Below are 17,655 nucleotides of genomic sequence, written 5' to 3' on the forward strand. Positions count from 1 at the left end.
AATTTAATTTTTTTCAGTAATATTCCAGTAATAAATACATATATGACAATATAACCATTAATTGGTTATTTTCATCATTAAATATGCTAATAAACCATAGATAAAAAGTCAACATTCATAAGTTCTATTATTTGGAATAAACAAAAAAATAATCCTGAAGATCGGGAAAATTTGAAATTTAGTAGTTAGATATACTGTGTGAGGAAAAAATAACATGGAACTTTAATCATCGTGGTATAAAAAAGTAACTAGATCGAACGACGAATACATGCATGATGAAGAGAATAATTATAAGTTGTAACCGAGAGCAATGTGATGGTGTTGCTAAGAGAAGAGGGAAATCAAAGGAACAAATATTTGTGGTCATTTGCTTACGACAGTGGTAGAGAAATCCTCTCTCAAATGGCAGGTAAGGGTCGGATTAATGTACAAGAATTGGACGGGTTGTTAGGTCGCTACATCGACACCTCAGTTTTGTTATGTACAGATTCTACAACGAACTATAAGAATTTTGCTAAAATGAAAAGTATACAACACTAAGCCATTAATGTGCGACAAGGCAAATAAGTTAGAAAAGGGATTTACCATATTCAACACGTCAATAGTTACCCAAGCGTTTAAAGGAATTGATGAATCGTTTTCAAAGGGTGACGACACGTTACCTGGATAATTAGAATTGCATAAAAAAATGTCAAATCAAGAAGGTCAGCGCCTTCTCCCGATGTATTAGACACAGTCACAGGTGCTTTGTTCGAACCTTCCATTGTCACAATCTGCCCTTGAATATCGGTGATTCCATCAAAAACGAGACTGCTGGACCCACATGTTAAGCGCATGGATTCTGTTGCGCTCATGGAGATGCTTTTACCTGCAAAGGTGATATCATTGGCTTTTAGTGTAAGTGATTGCTTACTATGTACTTCTACTCCGCTGCCCTGATCCAGCTTTAGGAAAACGGCGCCTTCCTTTGCGGTAAACGTCACCGATTGCGGGCCTAGCTTGATGTCCTTGCCTTTTGGTGTGCCCCAGTAGGACGTTTTGGAATCGGCTGTTTTTGGGTTAGAGTCGCCGCCCTTTCTTACACTGTGGCGGACAACGGCTGCTTCCTCACGGTGTGTCGGGAAGGCAAGATGAACGCTATCGCCTTCTTCTGGCGGGCTGTAAAAGCCGCTATGTCCTTCTGCTGTATAAGGCGTAGCAAGTGAGAACCATGTGGCTTCTTCCTTTTTTTGTGCCTCATCAATGGATAGGTGCAAGCGTACTTTTTTTGACCTCTAATACCTTACCCTCAATCGCTGTGCCTGACAGGGAAGGAATGTTTAGTCTTTTATATAGGAAGGGACAACTTATTTCAAAAAATGTCGACTTTGTCACAATGCAAAAATAAACAGCTCACACTTACCAATAAAATGGTTGTATGAGCTGTTTGAGTAGATGAAAAGCTTTTTTAGCTTATGATAATAACTATTGTAATGAACAATTATGATTTTGTGAGCTAAAAATATCCATAGTAAATTAAAATAACCTTTTAATCCCTTTTTTGAAAAATATACTTATCTTTAATATACCTACGCTGTAAAAATTCTGTAAAAGTATCTGTAATCTTATAAAAACATCTTTCTTTTTGCCTTCAGAATAAAAATAGACTGCAGGATCTTCACCCTCATCTAATTTAAAGAAACAAAACATACACCCTTGACTCATCCAAAATACAAAGTCGTTAGGAGTAAGGCTCAACTGCACGTTATTTTCTTCTAATAATTCTGCTCCCCATTCGTTTAACTCCAATAACTCGTCAATAAAACATGACTCACCTCGTAAAAAAGTATGCTCTGTTCCTCCACCCATTACTTCAAGAAACTCAATGTATGCTTCAGGAAGTTTATTATTTCCTATCAATTTTTTCACTTCATTTACTTCTTCCTTTGTACAAGGTTGGAATTTTATCTTTTTGAAGTTGGGCTACAAGTCCATTTAAATATACCAATTAATTCCACCATCCTTTTTTCGGAATTAATTCAACACGAATTACTTTGGAATATTTGAAGGAATCATTGATTCCAAACTAGACATATTAACTTCTCCGTTTTTCAGTTGATTTTGAACTGTTACTACAACTCAGTCATGGAGAATTACTTTGGAATTATGAAATCTGAATTCCTTTACATGAAGGATTTTGAAAGTATAGAGCATTTTAAAACAGAATTAGAAAAATATACAAATTACTATAATACGAAACGGATTAAGGCAAAATTAAAACGGGTCCGGTGCAAAACCGAACTTATTTAACCTAAGCTGGCCTAATGAAATAACCGTGTCTAACTTTTAGGGGTCACTTCAAAAGCCATTTTAGCTAATCAAGATTTTTTATCTATTAGCTCAAAAAAGCTGGCAATTGATTTAACCATTTTTCAAAGTTACCAGCATCCTTTTCGATATTATTTTCTTCATGTGAATAATAATAGACTCCTGTATTGGGGCATTCATTTGAGAGAAGACAAAAGTAGTCTCCATTACCTACACTATAAAATGGAATTAATTCCTTCTTCCACCCACCAAAATTCATTTCATAGTCATAGGTAAATTCAATAGTGTCATTGCCATTTGTTTTACCATTGGAAACATTTAAAATGTCCCCTGGAAAGGAATATTCAGTCATTAATTCAATAAAAAATCTAAATTCCATTGGTAGTTGACACCCGAACTTTTTCTCTATCTTTTCCCAATCACTAAAGGAAGGAATATCTAAATCCCCTAATTCTTTATCTAAAATGCTATCTAATAAATTTGCAATCTCATCTCTTGTCACTAACTTTTCCTCCTTTTAAATCCCTTCTCCTGGTAGTATATACTCTTTGCCTCTTTCTTTATAATGTTCTCTAATTTCCTTAGATCTTTGAAAAGAAGTTAACTGGGAAGGTCTATCATGACGTGTATGATTCCCTTCACCCCTATGAGTTCTTTGTTCTAATTCATCTAATATCCCTCCATTTTTAACAGGGACTTGTTGTCTATGATGTGCTTCTATATTTTTATCACCATGCGTAATTTTAGTTGTAGGTCCTCTTCCATTACGCATTCTAATGACTTCTTCTATTGTTTTTGGTTCATACCTTACAGGTGGTGCAGACATTGGTGGATCTGGATTTGGATAATTTGTCGGACTTAGTTTAGCATTATCCATACCCTTAAATTATAAAACCAAGCCCATCTAAAGAAATAGTGGTAGTCGGATTTTCCAACTACCACCATTTTATCATTTATCCAATTTTAACTTATTCTCCACACATTTATTAACAGATCCCTTGATTTTGACAATACTCTCTAAAGTTCTCTTTAAACCAAAAACAGTACTGACATCTTAACCAATTTACTTTACATCTTTAACATTAACTTCATACATCTCTCCAACATTTGTACTCATCGGCACCAATGCATAATAATTTTGATCATTATTTAATATAAATTGGATCAGCTTTGTTCTTGCTTCATTCCAGTAATTTTCCATCCCTGAATAGTATTCTTCCACATCTTCTTTATAATCCAATTGCAGTATATATCCTTTTTCTGTCATTGCAAAAATAATTAAACTTCCTAAGAGAATTTTTTGCTCATTTTCTTGTTCGTATTCTTGTGATAAAAACCAGATTTGATCTAACCCTATAAGTTTTTTGTATTTTTCATAAAAACTACTATCATCCATAACCTCATAATCATGTATCAATTCATTGACAAATGCGTGCCATCTTGTTGGAATTATCTTTTCCAATAAAGGGTTATTTTCAATTCCTTCTATTATTTCATCTATCTCTTCAATCTCTTGCTCATTGCTGTATTGACTTAGGGAGATTGGTTTGAATTTCATTGAATTTTTGTAATGCGCCAGTTCATATGGATAGTGATTATTATTTATTAGGCTTGTATCATCGAGTTCTAGTATCTTTGCTAATGCGGCTGTTTCAAAGCTCCAAAACCCTACATATCCAGGTTCTTTATGGGCATTTTTCCATTCATAATCATAATGGCCTTTAAACCATTCTTTCTCCATATACTTTTGCAATCTCTTAGATGCTTCTTTCTTATCTGTTTGCGCAAGTTCTATAATTTCCCTTGTTTTTGCATATGGATTTTCTTTAAAATAAACATTGGTGATTTTTGTGTACCCAATATCACTAGCACATAATAAATATTCAATCACAGAATCATTAATGTTTTCTTTCTCAACCTGCTTGGCTAATCTTACAATATTCTTTTTATCAGTGTCTAATAAAATCCCTAAAGATATCATCCAAAGTAGATTTATATATCCAACTTCTCTTTCTCCTTTATTCTCTAAATAAGTAATGGCATTCTCAAAATCTTCTACCATTGTATTAATTTTTTCACCTAAGGAATATTTTGCAATTATTTTCTCTGTCTCATATATACAATTCCTTAAATATTTTGCTTCTATAATACTTTTATTATCATAAGGATTTCTTTGGATACCATTTTTCCTATCTTCTTCCAAACCTTTAATATCCCCTATATTCTTGTCGATAAACTTTTTATTGTATTCTATATCTTCTCTACATTTTTCTTCAATACATAGATGATCTCTCATAACATCTGATTCCTCCTTGCCTTTGACTTAAGGCCATTCTCCAATTATGTCACCCTTTGCATCTATTCTATATGTTTTAACCTTTCCACTACTATCGACTGTTGAAAGTACTCGCTCAACTTTACCTTCATCCAATGCATCCGTAATCTTTTGTGCTAATTCTTTATCTCCATCAACAGCTTTCAATATTCTATCTTTTTTGGTTTTCGTACCTTTCAACCAGTCATCTGACATTTGTGGTCCATCTTTAGGTGTTTTTGATAATTGTGAACTACCAAACTTTGCTTCATCAATAACATATTTGATATTTGAATCTGCATTTTTGTTTTGGTATAATCCATCAATCCCTTTTACAATTTTATCATTAACACTTGATGGGGCACCCCTACCCATTGGCTTTAAGTCATATCCAGCATCTTTTAAACTTTGATTGTTTAATAAATTGTCACTTGACTTTATTTCTCCATAATTACCTTTTTGCTTGTTTGTAGCTGTACTCGGATTAAAGTCGTCTACATTTATCTTATTCTTTCCAGCAGTTTCGGCTGGTTCGTTGCGTTTTTGCTGTTGGAGAAGAGATTTAATGTAGCCTTGCCACCTTTTCCAGCCGCTTTGGCAAATCCACCACCTAAGATACCTGCCGCTGATATCCCTCGATCCACCGCACTCAATTTTTCCTTTGTAAACGGATCAAATCCAAAGGTCGTTTCAAAAACGGCTTTGGCATTACCAACGACTGGAATGAAATCAGCTACGGTTGATATTGCTTGGCTGATGCTAACCGATTTAACAACTACTGCCGCTTTCTTTGTCGCACTTTTAGCCACCTTAACAGTAGTCGTTGCTGCGCTTTTAGCCACATTAACAGTTGTTTTTGCTGTGGTTTTAACCGCCTTAACAGTTGTTTTTGCTGCCTTTTTAACTGCCTTTACGGCTGTTTTCGCTGCCTTTTTAACTGTCTTTACAACTTTTTTAACATACTTCTTGGCCTTTTTAACTGCTTTTTTTACAGCCTTTTTAAACCTCTTGACCAGTTTGCTCTTGGATAAATTATAGCTTCCTGGCTTTTGTCAAGACCTTGCCTATCTTTTTCTTAAGCTTTTTCTTTGCTTTTTTTAAGGCTTTCTTTAGTTTCTTTTTGGCCTTTTTGATTTTCTTTTTAGCCGCTTTTTTAACTTTCCCTACAACAGGAATACTGCCTAAAGCACTACCTAGTGCTCCGAAGAATCCTTTACCCTTCTTCGCCATTAAGCATCACCCCCACCAATAGGGATCATGCCCATGACGTCTAGTGCGGATTCAAGGTCAGCGCCTTCACCGGATGTATTAGACACGGACACAGGTGCTTTGTTCGAGCCTTCCATTGTGACAATCTGCCCTTGAATATCGGTGATCCCGTCAAAAACGAGACTGCTGGAGCCACATGTCAAGCGCATGGATTCTGTTGCACTCATGGAAATGCTTTTACCCGCAAAGGTGATAGTATCATTGGCTTTTAGTGTAAGCGGATGCTTACTATGTACTTCTACGCCACTTCCCTGATCCAGCTTTAGGAAAACGGCACCTTCCTTAGCAGTAAACGTCACCGATTGCGGGTCTAGCTTGATGTCCTTGCCTTTTGGTGTGCCCCAGTAGGACGTTTTCGGATCGGCTGTTTTTGGGTTAGAGTCGCCGCCCTTTCTTATACTGTGGCGGACAACGGCTGCTTCCTCCCGATATGTCGGGAAGGCAAGATGAACGCTATCACCTTCCTCTGGCGGACTGTAAAAGCCGCTATGACCTTCTGCTGTATAAGGGGTAGCAAGTGAGAACCATGTGGCTTCTTCCTTTTTTGTGCCTCATCAATGGATAGGTGCAGGCGTACTTGATCTTTCTTGACCTCTAATACCTTCCCCTCAATTGCTTTACCTAAGTGTAAGTGAAAATTCATTTTTCGAGTACTAGTAAATAAGGGAGTAAATAAGTTGTTTTAACTAAAAATGAGCTCACTCCAACTCAGCGTTAAAGTTGGAATAAGCTCTTAAAAGATAAAGGTTAAAAACTGGCTCATCACCAAAATCCGGGGATGACAAAATCAATGACCTGTTTCCAAACGTAAACGGAGGAAAAGATGGGCATCATTTCGGTAGCCAAAACCACGTCTTTTGATGAGCTTAATTTTATTATTTGTGCCTTCCATAATGCCGTTTGAGAAAGGTGAGTATATGGTATCTACCATTGCTTTCTCACGAACAATCACGGTTTTAGCTATCTTTGAAACTACACCACTTGTGTGAAATTGATAGCGTTCGAGCCAGTTTTTTAAGCGCTTTGTTGCTTGTGTATCCGTTGTAGCTTTTAACACATAACGCATGTGATTCAATGCTTGATAGATATGCTTTGTATGAAAATCTTCCCGTAGCCATTCACGCACAAAACCACGTTCTTCCTCTGTTAACTCTTCCGGTTTTCGCGCTAAACAGCGGTCGATAAATCGGGATTTGTGCTGCTTTTTTGCTTCACCTAAGTAACGTCGTCTGCGCTGCTGGGGCATCGGTGAAAAATTGAATCAAATGAAAGCGATCCAATACATGAATAGCTGTTGGGTAAACGGCTTGAATCGCACCTGCCATGGCCGCTGCGAAATCACTGACCACGGTTTGAATCGACCCTACCACTTTCTTTAAAACCGATTCAATTGCTTCTTGATCTCGGTGAGGAACAATCGCCAAAATGCGTCCTGTTTCAGCGTTTAAGACACTCGTCGCATAGTTGTGCCCTTTGCGTAAAGCGAATTCATCGACACAAATATGTTTCGCACTTTCTTCGACTAATTGTTCGGGTGCATACGTATAAAACCAGCGTTCAACCGTTGTATACGGAAGTGCATAGTCACGTGCGACATCCGCAATTGAGCGACCATGACAACGCTTCGTAATTTCACGACGAAACGATTCCGTCGAGGAATGAACAAGCCCTAATCCATAGTCAAATGTGAACGTAAATCCATAATTTTTACAGCGTTGGCGAGGCACAAATAATTCAATCCAAAGCACGCCAATATGCCAGGCATAGCCATGCCGAAAACGGCGTAGGGCACGATCATGACAAACAGTCCGACCTTGGCAATTTGGACAAGCTATTGATTGTGGCGCAATATCCACGTGAAAAATATTTGGCTCCTCCTTAGATGGCAGAGCGATTTCAAAAAAGGATGGCAACGGTAGAATTAATTTGATAAACTTAGAGTACAAAGTTAAAACTCCTCTCGTGGTTTGTCTCAGCAACAATTACGATACGTGAGTTTTCACTTTTTTTCTATACTTTAATGTAAATTTATTGAATTTTTATATGGTCAACCCCAAGTTATGGTGATGAGCCATCGATTTCCAAACCTTTTTTCATTTTATACTACCTAGTTTACTCTCCTTTTAATATGCTCAATTTATTGTATAAAATCTCCTTTATTACGAGACCTTGTCTTTCTTGAGTACCAAAGCAAATAGTTTAGCATTTAGTGGTTAAATCTACAAAAAAAACGATGGATTTATTTTATAATCAGTTGCTTCTCAGCATTCAAAAACTCCTCAATAAGTTCTTTAATTGTATGTTTAGAATCAGAAGGATAATAAAATGCATCCGATACTTTTCTAAAAAAATCATACATATTTTGGGGCGTATTAAACATAAAAAAAATATTTTCAATTTCTTGAAAGACATTTTCAGCAGAAGAGTTATTATATACTTCTTTAATAATGCTATATAACCACTTATGATACTCTTTAGTCATGCCTTCCGGAGAACTGTCAGAGATTATTTTTTCAAGTAAATCATCTACTTTATCTTCTACTTGTTCCCACGCCAATTCAAGTATGAACCCATTATTAACATTAGGATTATTCTCTAGATATTCAACAGCGTAATTTGTTACTTCTAAGGAAGAAATTAATTTAAACTGTCTACCAATAAACAATGTAGTCCAGTTACAATTAAATCCATTTTTCTTGATTATTTCAATTTTATACAATTCATTTATTTCCTCTACTGGTTTATTTTTCCTGTAACTTTTTGACCAGGTATAAATGTTCTATGGGTTACTGTGTCAGTCGTAGGATCGACTACCCATTCAAACACGCCATCTATTGTTTTTTTCGTCTGTGACATTTCAGGGGCGTTATTCTTAACCTTTACATATTGCGTTTCATACTTAACCACTGAACCTTCTATCTGATACAACGAATCCATATGTCCTTTTTTATTTGGTAAATCAAATCTTTGAGCATCAACTGCATAGTTATCAACTATATCATTAAAGCTATGGTAAAAATCATCTTTTAATGCACTACCTCCTCGTGGATTGTCTAAAACTGGATGCTTAAGTTCACCCGTACCCTATGTTGTAATCTTAAAATCCGCTAATAAAAAACAATCGCTCTTAAACCTTATTAAATACTTCTTCCTCCTTTATTATCGGCAATTCATAGGCTGTTTTGTGCTTCAACATGCCATATATAATGTTTACAAGCCGTCTCATTATACAAACCAATGCTTGTCCCTTTGTTTTGCCTTCTTTTAGTTTCCGTCGATAGTTATGCATGGAATACTGGATTCCTTGGCAGCTTACTTCCTTTTGCCACTTGTACTTGCTGTACGGCTAAGTTGTAAAATAAAGCGTGTAACGCCCGATTTCCCTGCTTGCTTTTTTGTTCCCTTCCTTTCCCACCAGAGCCAAAGTAAACAGGAGCAATGCCCGCGAATCGTGCTAATTTGTTGGCATTCGGAAAACGGCGTACATCGCCTATTTCTGCAATTAGAGCCGAAGCTGTAACGAGATCTATGCCTGGCATTGTGTCTAATTGAAAGTCTAGTAAACTCATTAACCCTTTTAATTCTCGTTCCACATAGCGCATTTCCTGCTTCTTAAATGAAATGTCTCGGACGATGCTCTTTACTAGAAAGTCTCGTGTTTCTTGGTGTTGTATTTTACTACCTTTACTAACTTGGACTTGTTGGACAGCTAAGTTGTAAAAGATATCATATAGCTTTCGATTTCCTTGTTTTGTTTTCTTCATCGTTTCCTTACCGCCCGAACCCATTTTAATAGGTGCTATTCCTGCATATCTTGCGAGTTTATCAGAGGTTGCGAACCGATGAATGTCACCGATTTCTGCTATAAAAGCGGATGAAGTAACCGTATCAATCCCTGGCATGGTTTCAAGCTGCATACCTAACTTCTGAATGGTAACCTTTAACTCTTTATCTACCTTCTTGATTTCCTGTTTCTTAAAGCGAATATCTCGAACAATACTTTGAATGATAAAGTCTCTTGATGTTTGGTATTCACGCTTTACCTCTCCATCAGCTAGAACGAGTGACATTATTTGCTCTGCCTTTCTAGTGGAACAAGCATTGTTACTCGCTTCTAGTAAGAATGTTCTTAAGTCCTCTACTGTTTCCCCCTCCAAATGAGATGGTGAAGGATAGCTTTCCCAAAAGGCTAAAGCTGTTTTCCCATCTACTTCTGAAAAGAACTCCTTGTAACTTGGATAATAATAGTTTAATTGCATATGCAATTGGTTCTTCAAAGCTGTTTGTGCTTTTACTAAGGCGTTTCTTCTGCCTACAAGTTGAGCGATTATCCAATGAATATCCGATGGTGTAGCGTCAGGTAAATATGGTAACTTACGAATTAACACATCTGCGACACATTGAGCATCCCAACTATCATTCTTTTGTGTCATCGCATAGCTGTTTCGTTCTGAATTGGATAAAGAGGAATTGACAAACTTAACGATATAGCCCTGTTCTATTATGAATAACGCTAAATCCCTTCCGTAACCGCCCACATCTTCTAATCCAAATACAGGGGTCAAACCTTCTGTAAGAAATCTGTTCACATATTCTAGTAAACTTGGAAAAATGGATGGTTTATTTTGAAAGGTCATTTCTCCTAGCTTTTCAAACCAACAATCCACTATTACCGCTGTATGTTGGAACTTGTGTAAATCTAGCCCTATATAAATATGCTTATCTCGTTTCATCAGAAAACCTCACCCCTATATTAGATTGAACGGAAAAAGCAAGACAGAGAATGTCGGCAACCTTAGGTCGAGCGTTAGTCTCTTTAGACTCGCAAGGGTACGAAAGCCTATCCATCCTCTATCTGTTAACCGTTATAAAATGGCTTGATGTTTGCCATTTGCTGTTATGTCTCCATAGCGGTATAACCCACTATAAAAGGCTTTTCTATCTAAAATCCGTTTGATCTGGACTTTCGTAAATAACTTTCCTTGTTTTGTTCGATGTCCGTCATCATTCAGTTGTTCCGCTAGTTGAGTTAAAGACCATGAAGGATACTGTTCCTTTAAGTCAAACACTCTTTGAATGGTCAGTGCTTGTCCCACATCAACAACTAGTCTTTTCTGACCTTTCTTCACTTTATAGCCTAATGCAACATTTCCTCCTGCATAGCCGCCCTGTTGGGCTTTCTTGTTTCGCCCTCTCCCTAGCTTTAAAGAGATTTCTAAACGTTGATATTGGTCTAATAACTCCATTAAGCCATTGATTAAAAAATCGCTAGGGTCTTTCTTGTGGATACTGTATTGCGGTTGTTCAATACTCCGAATGTCCACTCCATACTTTTTCATTTCTCGATGAACTAACACTTTCACAATGTCTGACCGCCATAAACGGCTTGTATTAAGTGTCACAACATAATCCACCTCATGGTGGGAGAGATACTCCAACATCTCCTGAAAACCTAATCTGTCCACTTCTAACGCTTCTTCATCAACTTTAGCCCCACTAATACCCTCGTCCTTAAACAAATGCAATAGCGTGTCTCCTTGAGCCTGACAATATGCTTTGATTTCATCTTCTTGGTAAGAAAGGCTATATCCATCCCTTGCTTGTCCTTGTGTCGATACGCGAATATATCCGATTACTTTCATGATTTTTCCCCCTCCGTTACGCTAATCTTAATTAGTGTAACGCTTAGCCGCTATATTTAATATAAATCCATTGTATGCGGCTTTAGCGATACATTCAACCCCTTTACCGATACAAATTTATTGTGTATCGTAAAAGTAGCATAAAAAAGAGGAAGGGAATTACCATGCCAATATCAATTAAACTAAAGGAAATCCTTAAAGAACGTGACCTTTCACAACGTGAGTTAGCACGTATGACAGGATTACGTCCAAATACAATAAGCCATCTTTGTTCAGACAATGTGGACAGGGTTTATCTATCAACATTAGAAACAGTATGCAAAGTGTTAGACATCGACATTCAGGAATTAATCGAGGTGAAGTAGTCCTCTTGCTATAGTAATCGTTCTATGTACGTCAAAGTTGCGAAAAATTTAAAAGGAAGGGAGAAAACGAAGATAAAGTATTTGAGAGTGAGAATGATGGTATCTGATAATTTTATAATTATTTTCATAAGATAAAATACATTAAATAGGGCATATGTTTTAAAGTTGTTGTACGTACTATAAAATTTGTTAAAACATCATATAGGGCATATAAGGGTTATCTCTATGCCATGAATAAAGAGGGGAACGTTCGTCACTCCGTCCCCCAAAAAAAGCGGTTATCTATACGATAACCGCAATACAATTAACTTACAGTATATTTATTCCCATTTATAACAATGCTTTTTGCTTCAACTAATAATAAAGCATTCCATATTTCCAACGCAAAATTAGCATTAGAATAATATTGATTTACCCAGTCCTCTTCTATTGATGAGGGCTTAATTTGTCCTATTCCCCCAACATAAAAGTCAATTGACGTTAATTCTAAATAGTCATCTTCCTCAACATTAGCTTTTGTATTAAGCCTTTCTTCACCAGTATTTTCAACGAAATACCATGCCGTTACTCCTTCAAAAACCATTTTATACTTATTTTCATAGCCATTATCTATTGTTTTCAACTCAAAACTAATAGTATTTTTCAAGATATCAAATTCATATCTTTCAATAACTGCAGCCCACAGTTCATTGAGTAAATCGGATAATCTTTCCTCCATATTATCACTTTCCTTTATATGCTTTTATCATTATATCAATCTGTTTTAATGCGTCATCGGTTATATCAATATGTGTAAGACTTCTATCATTGGATATTTTACCATCAAGAGTAAGTGAACCTTTGCCATCAATACTAACTCTATAATATGGTTCATTTCGCCCTCCAGAGCCTGCTTCCATGACCCTTACTGTAATAGATTTATTACCATTGGGTATTTCAACTTTATAACCTTTACCTTTTGCATTGCTAACAGTACCACCTAGTTTACTTCCTATATCATCTGCTAATCCCTTTGTGTTATTAACATATCTAGTACCCTTAAAATATAAAACCAAGCCCATCTAAAGAAATAGTGGTAGTTGAATTTTCCAACTACCACCATTTTATCATTTATTCAATTTTAACTTATTCCACACACATTTATTAACAGATCCCTTGATTTTGACAATACTCTCTAAAGTTCTCTTTAAACCAAAAACAGCACTGACTTCTTAACCAAATTACTTTACATCTTTAACATTAACTTCATACATCTCTCCAACATTTGCATCCATCGGTAACAATGCATAATAATTTTGATCATTATTTAAGATAAATTTCAGTAGTTGGGTAAGAAAATAATCCATACCCTTTGGAAGAAATGACTTTGTTGACTTCACTTATCTTTTCAGGTAAAAACCCATATTCAAATTCTCCTAACTTCTCAAACTCTTCTTGTGAACTATCTCAATATTCTTGTCAAATTCACAACCTAAAACGTAGTTTACAATTTCATGATTTTCTTCACCTTTATAATCAAGATAAAGAAATTTTTTTAAAGCATTCCATACTCTAATACACTTGTATATATACTTTGCATTACTGAATTATTTAAATTGTTTATTTTTCATATGTTATAGTTAAAGCTTATAACCATAAAAATATTTTTGTCCTTTTTCCCAGTTTTCACTTGAAAGTCTATCAATATAGTCAATAAAATCTTTGTAATTGCTCGCATTTATGACAGTATTGTAGTCCGCAGGTACTTTTTCACCAGACCAAATTGATAATAAAGAAGGTATTAATTCCATTTTTAATGGCTCCTCATTATTCGCAGCAATCATAACGCGCTGTATTAACTTTTTAGCTAAGTCGCCAGGAAAAGCTAAATTCTGTTGAAAATAATAACTCTCTGTATCCATTTCCTCACAATAATTAAAATAGAAATTTCCAATTTCATCTATAGTTGCATCTTCACCAATTTGTTCCTCAAAATTAATAATAAAATCAATAGAATCCCTTAAATTAATAGCTGTATCACTGATTTCATCCCATTCTTCAAGTAAAGCCAATAAATATGGAATTATATCAAGAGAAAGTGATGTTGTGGCTGCTGATGCAAAAGTGTTTACTGTTTCTTCGTTTACCTCACTAAGAAAACGTAGATTATTTGAATCCCTTAAATCATCATGTGTTGCAACAGCTAAGAACATTCTAATACATAAATTCAAAACCGATTCATTTCTAGTCTGATTCATTAATTGGAACAATAATGGTTTTTGAGTAAAATCACCTGTTTTAAATAATTCAATTAAATTAAATAAAACTTCCTTTTCTGTTACAGAATTCAAAATTTTTTCTTTAATTTCTGATTTGACTAAAGTTGTTTTTTCTCCAAACCATATACTATTCATAAGATTTCCCGTTTCTCCCATAGATGCACCTACTTTCATTGAATTATCTTTTGCCATTTTCTTTTTGCCATTTCAAAACTTTATTTTGAAAAACAGTAACTTCAGTATGTTGAGGATTATTACCAAATACAATAATCCCCTTCTCATTCTCATGTATTTTTAGTATCTTAGCATTTTCTTTACCATAACCCATTTCATGATAAAAATCCAAATCTAATTCATCAATTTCTTTTTGACGAATAGTCGATTCTCCTGTCTTTTTAATATTTGAACTTACATTCTCTCCACCAAAAGATAAACCTTGCTTATGATGACCTTTTTCAAGTTCTCCTCTTCTAACCAACGTTTGATAATCTATTCTTGCTTCCTTTAGTTCTTTTCCCTTTACTATTTTAGATTCATCAGGGTTAGGATACCAATCAGGCTTAGTATCGTGTAATTTTTTCGCCTCATCATAATAAGGTCCATAAACATCCCTACCTGAAGAATTATTACCCGTACCCTTAGGAATATCACTTTTAGCTGATGCCACATTTTTCGATGATTTAGCAGCTGCTTCGGTTGCATTCGTCGCGTTTTTGCTGTTGGAGAAGAGATTTAATGTAGCCTTTCCACCTTTTCCAGCTGCTTTAGCATATCCACCACCCAAGATGCCTGCCGCTGATATCCCTCGATCCATCGCACTCAATTTATCCAGTGTAAACGGATCAAATCCAAAGGCCGTTTCAAAAGCGGCTTTGGNTTGGCATTACCCTGGAATGAAATCAGCGGCGGTTGATATAGCTTGTTTAATATTAACCGAACTTACAGCTACTGCTGCTTTCTTTGTCGCACTTTTAGCCACATTAACAGTTGTTTTTGCTGCGCTTTTAACCGCCTTAACAGCTGTTTTCGCTGCCTTTTTAACTGTCTTTACAACTTTTTTTACATACTTCTTGGCCTTTTTAACTGCTTTTTTTACAGCCTTTTTAAACCTCTTGACCAGTTTGCTCTTGGATAAATTATTTTTTAGCTTCCTGGCTTTTGTCAAGACCTTGCCTAACTTTTTCTTGAGCGCTTTTTTAACTTTCCCTACAACAGGGATACCGCCTGAAACGACGGAATATTCAATCTTTTTTATCAAATACCAACTTCTTACAGTTAATGATCTTCATGGATAAGGACACCTTATTGCATGCGGGAGAGGAGATTGACTTTGCCACAACAAGCTCCTTGTTTTATACGTACACACAATCGCCTACTACTAGCGATTACTTAGCATCGACTATAAATGATAGAACAAAAAAAGCTCAAACTCACCATAAAAATGGTCGTATGAGCTTTTTGTATTTGATAAAAAATTTTTCTACTTTTATTCATTTACACAAAATTTTTGATACTCTCTATAATCTCATATCCGCTAGAATGCTGCTTTTATCAATTATTTATATGTTTATTGCAGTATTCAATTATATATTCGTATTTATCTTTTCCTTTATTCCTATATCCCCCTCGTTGACCCTTTCCGATTTCTGCAAAAGCAATCTCTTTTGCAACAGAATAATCATTTTTAGATATATTAGCTATCATTTTTAATAATTTTTCATCCGTTATATTTTTTTGAGATAATATATAGGAATTGAAATCGCCAGAGTCTAATTTAATCACTTCAACTAATTTATTTATCTCATTCTGAAAATCATTGATTGCACTTGCAATATCACTTTGCATCAATTCTAAAGTACTTACTTCATATGATCTTTCAATCCATTGAAATGGTGGACATGCAAATGCCCCATTAGCTCTCAAACTTTCTTTTGCATTTATATTCTCAGGCATCTCAAATATTTCCCAAAACAAATTATCATAGTTGTAAGCTTTAATATTCATTCTAAGAAATAAAGTCCACTTATCTTCGTTACATTGAACCCAAAATACAGCACAAGCAAAATAATCACCCATGACCTTATAAATACAATTAGAAATCACCTTAAAATTTTGTTTTTTCGCCTCTTGCTTTATATTGGTCATTATGATTTTCTCTTTTTCTTTGTTCTTTTGATTTTTGCTCATGCCGCTACTGTCCTCCATCCATTTTAATCTTCACTTTTTACCACTTGAATATTAAACTCTCTTAGTTGTGTATTAATCGCCTCGAAAAATTTCAAACAATTCTCAGTTGCTTTATATTTAAACCTTACATCAATAACGTAATATTCAAATACTATATTTGGATAGGTATCTGAATGCTGATTTGATTCAATAAAGCCTAAATATGCATTAATTTTATCTTGTAAAAGAGTTAAATGCTCCGGTTCATTTTTCCAATCCAAATGATCTGCAAGCATCAATATCAAGCCTTCCTCGTCCTTACTAATACCCATAGCATCTATTTTATTTGTTTCTATTATAGACATATTGTTCTCCTCTCTAATCTGGTCTAATAATCTCAACTTTTGTAGAAGATATAGGAGTATCACCTTTAAAATATCCCTTTTCCATCCGTTAAAATTTAACAATTATACACACTCAATTATATAAATTACGAAAAATCACTTGTCACCATTATAGACAATCAAGTGCTTTAAGTTCATTTTCTTAGTTTATCAATATCATCTTGTTACTCAATAAGTCCCAGAAATTCCATGATAATTAATATAGCTAGTAAAGAAAATTAGAAGTTCTTACTAAAATTTGTTACATTCTATTCTAGTTCAATTCCGTCATAAGCATCACCTAGTGACTCAAAATCATCTTTATATCAATACCAACTATCACCTTTACTTTCAAATAATCTCATTAATAGATCTGTGAATGATTTTGCTACAACAGTACTGCTTCCTACTATACCATGAGAATCCCAGTGGCTATCATAACATTTTCCTAACCTATCAGGGTGTAAATCAATAGTTAGAAAATTCCCATTACCCAAATCTGCAATGATATACCTGTGTGAAGAAATATCATATTCACATTTTTCTCCTACAATTATGGGGTTAGCAAGTAGGAATTTATCAGGAGAAACAATACTTACTTCAAAATCTGCATCTGCGAACAAGCCTACCCCTTCACAAATATTATAAAATTCAAGTAAATCATTAGGCAGAACATCATCTTCTTCAATATTTCCACCTTTGTCATTGGATTTTTAATATTATTTTGATAGTCTTCCGTTCTCTGTTACTTACGCTTATAATATCCCCATGAGCATCATTACCCGTATTCTTAAAAACATAATATAGGTCTTACATGGGTTACTCATATTCTCTGCATAAAAAATCAACTAATCGTCACTGGGTAGCGCCAACAATCGAGTAGGAGGGAGTGATTAACTCCCGACCTCTCCAACCACCGTACGTACGGATCCGTATACGGCGGTTCAATTA

The 17,655-nt window shown here is 35.2% G+C and carries 20 protein-coding genes and 4 pseudogenes; 4 read left to right on the plus strand and 20 right to left on the minus strand.

The genetic code is table 11. The features are described 5' to 3' along the window. Positions 1–317: 317 nt before the first annotated feature. Positions 318–671 (plus strand): annotated as a pseudogene (locus tag AN161_RS30760) (IS1595 family transposase); the annotation flags it as partial. Here AN161_RS30760 and AN161_RS22325 read toward each other — a convergent pair. Further along, positions 618–1,256, minus strand: coding sequence for a hypothetical protein (locus AN161_RS22325; protein WP_241774626.1), 639 nt, complete (start codon positions 1,254–1,256; stop codon positions 618–620). The pseudogene AN161_RS30760 and the gene AN161_RS22325 overlap by 54 nt on opposite strands. 259 nt (positions 1,257–1,515) lie before the next feature. Then, positions 1,516–1,908, minus strand: coding sequence for an SMI1/KNR4 family protein (locus AN161_RS22330; RefSeq protein ID WP_241774627.1), 393 nt, complete (start codon positions 1,906–1,908; stop codon positions 1,516–1,518). Between the two features lie 195 nt (positions 1,909–2,103). On the opposite strand from AN161_RS22330, the pseudogene AN161_RS27815 reads away from it, so the two are divergent. Further along, positions 2,104–2,294, plus strand: a pseudogene (locus AN161_RS27815) (IS3 family transposase); the annotation flags it as partial. Positions 2,295–2,374: 80 nt separating this feature from the next. On the opposite strand, the gene AN161_RS22335 reads toward AN161_RS27815, so the two are convergent. From AN161_RS22335 to AN161_RS22350, 4 genes and pseudogenes are all read right to left on the minus strand, one after another. Further along, entirely contained in the window at positions 2,375–2,809 is a 435-nt protein-coding gene (locus AN161_RS22335; protein WP_053596533.1) for an SMI1/KNR4 family protein, read from the minus strand. A gap of 15 nt (positions 2,810–2,824) precedes the next feature. Continuing rightward, positions 2,825–3,184 (minus strand): hypothetical protein, encoded by a 360-nt coding sequence (locus AN161_RS22340; protein WP_053596534.1) that lies wholly within the window; start codon positions 3,182–3,184, stop codon positions 2,825–2,827. Positions 3,185–3,370: 186 nt separating this feature from the next. Continuing rightward, positions 3,371–4,603 carry a PoNi-like cognate immunity protein gene (locus AN161_RS22345; RefSeq protein ID WP_053596535.1) on the minus strand — a complete coding sequence of 411 codons (1,233 nt, stop codon included), beginning with the start codon at positions 4,601–4,603 and terminating at the stop codon, positions 3,371–3,373. Between the two features lie 27 nt (positions 4,604–4,630). Further along, positions 4,631–5,119 (minus strand): annotated as a pseudogene (locus AN161_RS22350) (hypothetical protein); the annotation flags it as partial. Between the two features lie 51 nt (positions 5,120–5,170). Between AN161_RS22350 and AN161_RS30765 the strand changes: the two are divergent. Further along, entirely contained in the window at positions 5,171–5,659 is a 489-nt protein-coding gene (locus AN161_RS30765) for a hypothetical protein (RefSeq protein ID WP_241774628.1), read from the plus strand. On the opposite strand, the gene AN161_RS30235 is transcribed toward AN161_RS30765, so the two are convergent. From AN161_RS30235 to AN161_RS22400, 7 genes and pseudogenes are all read right to left on the minus strand, one after another. Next, positions 5,654–5,851, minus strand: coding sequence for a hypothetical protein (locus AN161_RS30235; protein WP_053596538.1), 198 nt, complete (start codon positions 5,849–5,851; stop codon positions 5,654–5,656). The genes AN161_RS30765 and AN161_RS30235 overlap by 6 nt on opposite strands. Continuing rightward, positions 5,851–6,189 carry a hypothetical protein gene (locus AN161_RS30770; protein ID WP_241774629.1) on the minus strand — a complete coding sequence of 113 codons (339 nt, stop codon included), beginning with the start codon at positions 6,187–6,189 and terminating at the stop codon, positions 5,851–5,853. Before AN161_RS30770 ends, AN161_RS30235 begins: the two co-directional genes overlap by 1 nt. Positions 6,190–6,722: 533 nt before the next feature. Further along, positions 6,723–7,136: pseudogene (locus AN161_RS31175) on the minus strand (transposase); the annotation flags it as partial. Next, complete coding sequence (locus AN161_RS31180) at positions 7,102–7,836, minus strand: transposase (RefSeq protein ID WP_053596540.1); 735 nt, start codon at positions 7,834–7,836, stop codon at positions 7,102–7,104. The pseudogene AN161_RS31175 and the gene AN161_RS31180, both read right to left, overlap by 35 nt. Positions 7,837–8,129: 293 nt before the next feature. Beyond that, entirely contained in the window at positions 8,130–8,609 is a 480-nt protein-coding gene (locus tag AN161_RS22380; protein WP_053596541.1) for a DUF2247 family protein, read from the minus strand. Positions 8,610–9,171: 562 nt separating this feature from the next. Further along, entirely contained in the window at positions 9,172–10,623 is a 1,452-nt protein-coding gene (locus tag AN161_RS22395; RefSeq protein WP_082340332.1) for an IS110 family transposase, read from the minus strand. Between the two features lie 132 nt (positions 10,624–10,755). After that, positions 10,756–11,532, minus strand: a complete 777-nt coding sequence (locus tag AN161_RS22400; RefSeq protein WP_053596543.1) for a recombinase family protein — start codon at positions 11,530–11,532, stop codon at positions 10,756–10,758. Between the two features lie 164 nt (positions 11,533–11,696). Between AN161_RS22400 and AN161_RS22405 the strand changes: the two genes are divergently transcribed. Beyond that, positions 11,697–11,897 (plus strand): helix-turn-helix transcriptional regulator, encoded by a 201-nt coding sequence (locus tag AN161_RS22405; RefSeq protein ID WP_053596544.1) that lies wholly within the window; start codon positions 11,697–11,699, stop codon positions 11,895–11,897. Between the two features lie 304 nt (positions 11,898–12,201). On the opposite strand, the gene AN161_RS22410 is transcribed toward AN161_RS22405, so the two are convergent. From AN161_RS22410 to AN161_RS22445, 7 genes are all read right to left on the minus strand, one after another. Continuing rightward, the gene (locus AN161_RS22410) at positions 12,202–12,615 is read right to left on the minus strand and encodes a hypothetical protein (protein ID WP_053596545.1); all 414 of its coding nucleotides are present in this window, start codon (positions 12,613–12,615) and stop codon (positions 12,202–12,204) included. A 4-nt stretch (positions 12,616–12,619) separates the two neighbouring features. Continuing rightward, positions 12,620–12,952 (minus strand): hypothetical protein, encoded by a 333-nt coding sequence (locus AN161_RS22415; protein ID WP_158003089.1) that lies wholly within the window; start codon positions 12,950–12,952, stop codon positions 12,620–12,622. A gap of 564 nt (positions 12,953–13,516) precedes the next feature. Further along, the gene (gene imm47, locus AN161_RS22420; protein WP_053596553.1) at positions 13,517–14,311 is read right to left on the minus strand and encodes an Imm47 family immunity protein; all 795 of its coding nucleotides are present in this window, start codon (positions 14,309–14,311) and stop codon (positions 13,517–13,519) included. Positions 14,312–14,333: 22 nt separating this feature from the next. Beyond that, a partial coding sequence (locus AN161_RS22425) for a pre-toxin TG domain-containing protein (protein ID WP_277815975.1) occupies positions 14,334–15,031 on the minus strand: 698 nt, incomplete at its 5' end. 675 nt (positions 15,032–15,706) lie between these two features. Beyond that, a complete protein-coding gene (locus AN161_RS22435) occupies positions 15,707–16,342 on the minus strand; it encodes a hypothetical protein (protein ID WP_053596548.1) in 636 nt (211 codons plus the stop codon). Between the two features lie 23 nt (positions 16,343–16,365). Continuing rightward, positions 16,366–16,686 carry a DUF6572 domain-containing protein gene (locus tag AN161_RS22440; protein WP_053596549.1) on the minus strand — a complete coding sequence of 107 codons (321 nt, stop codon included), beginning with the start codon at positions 16,684–16,686 and terminating at the stop codon, positions 16,366–16,368. A 344-nt stretch (positions 16,687–17,030) separates the two neighbouring features. After that, complete coding sequence (locus tag AN161_RS22445) at positions 17,031–17,393, minus strand: SMI1/KNR4 family protein (RefSeq protein ID WP_082340354.1); 363 nt, start codon at positions 17,391–17,393, stop codon at positions 17,031–17,033. Between the last annotated feature and the right edge of the window lie 262 nt (positions 17,394–17,655).

The sequence above is a fragment of the Lysinibacillus sp. FJAT-14222 genome (assembly GCF_001278875.1).
GTDB classification, from domain to species: domain Bacteria; phylum Bacillota; class Bacilli; order Bacillales_A; family Planococcaceae; genus Lysinibacillus; species Lysinibacillus agricola.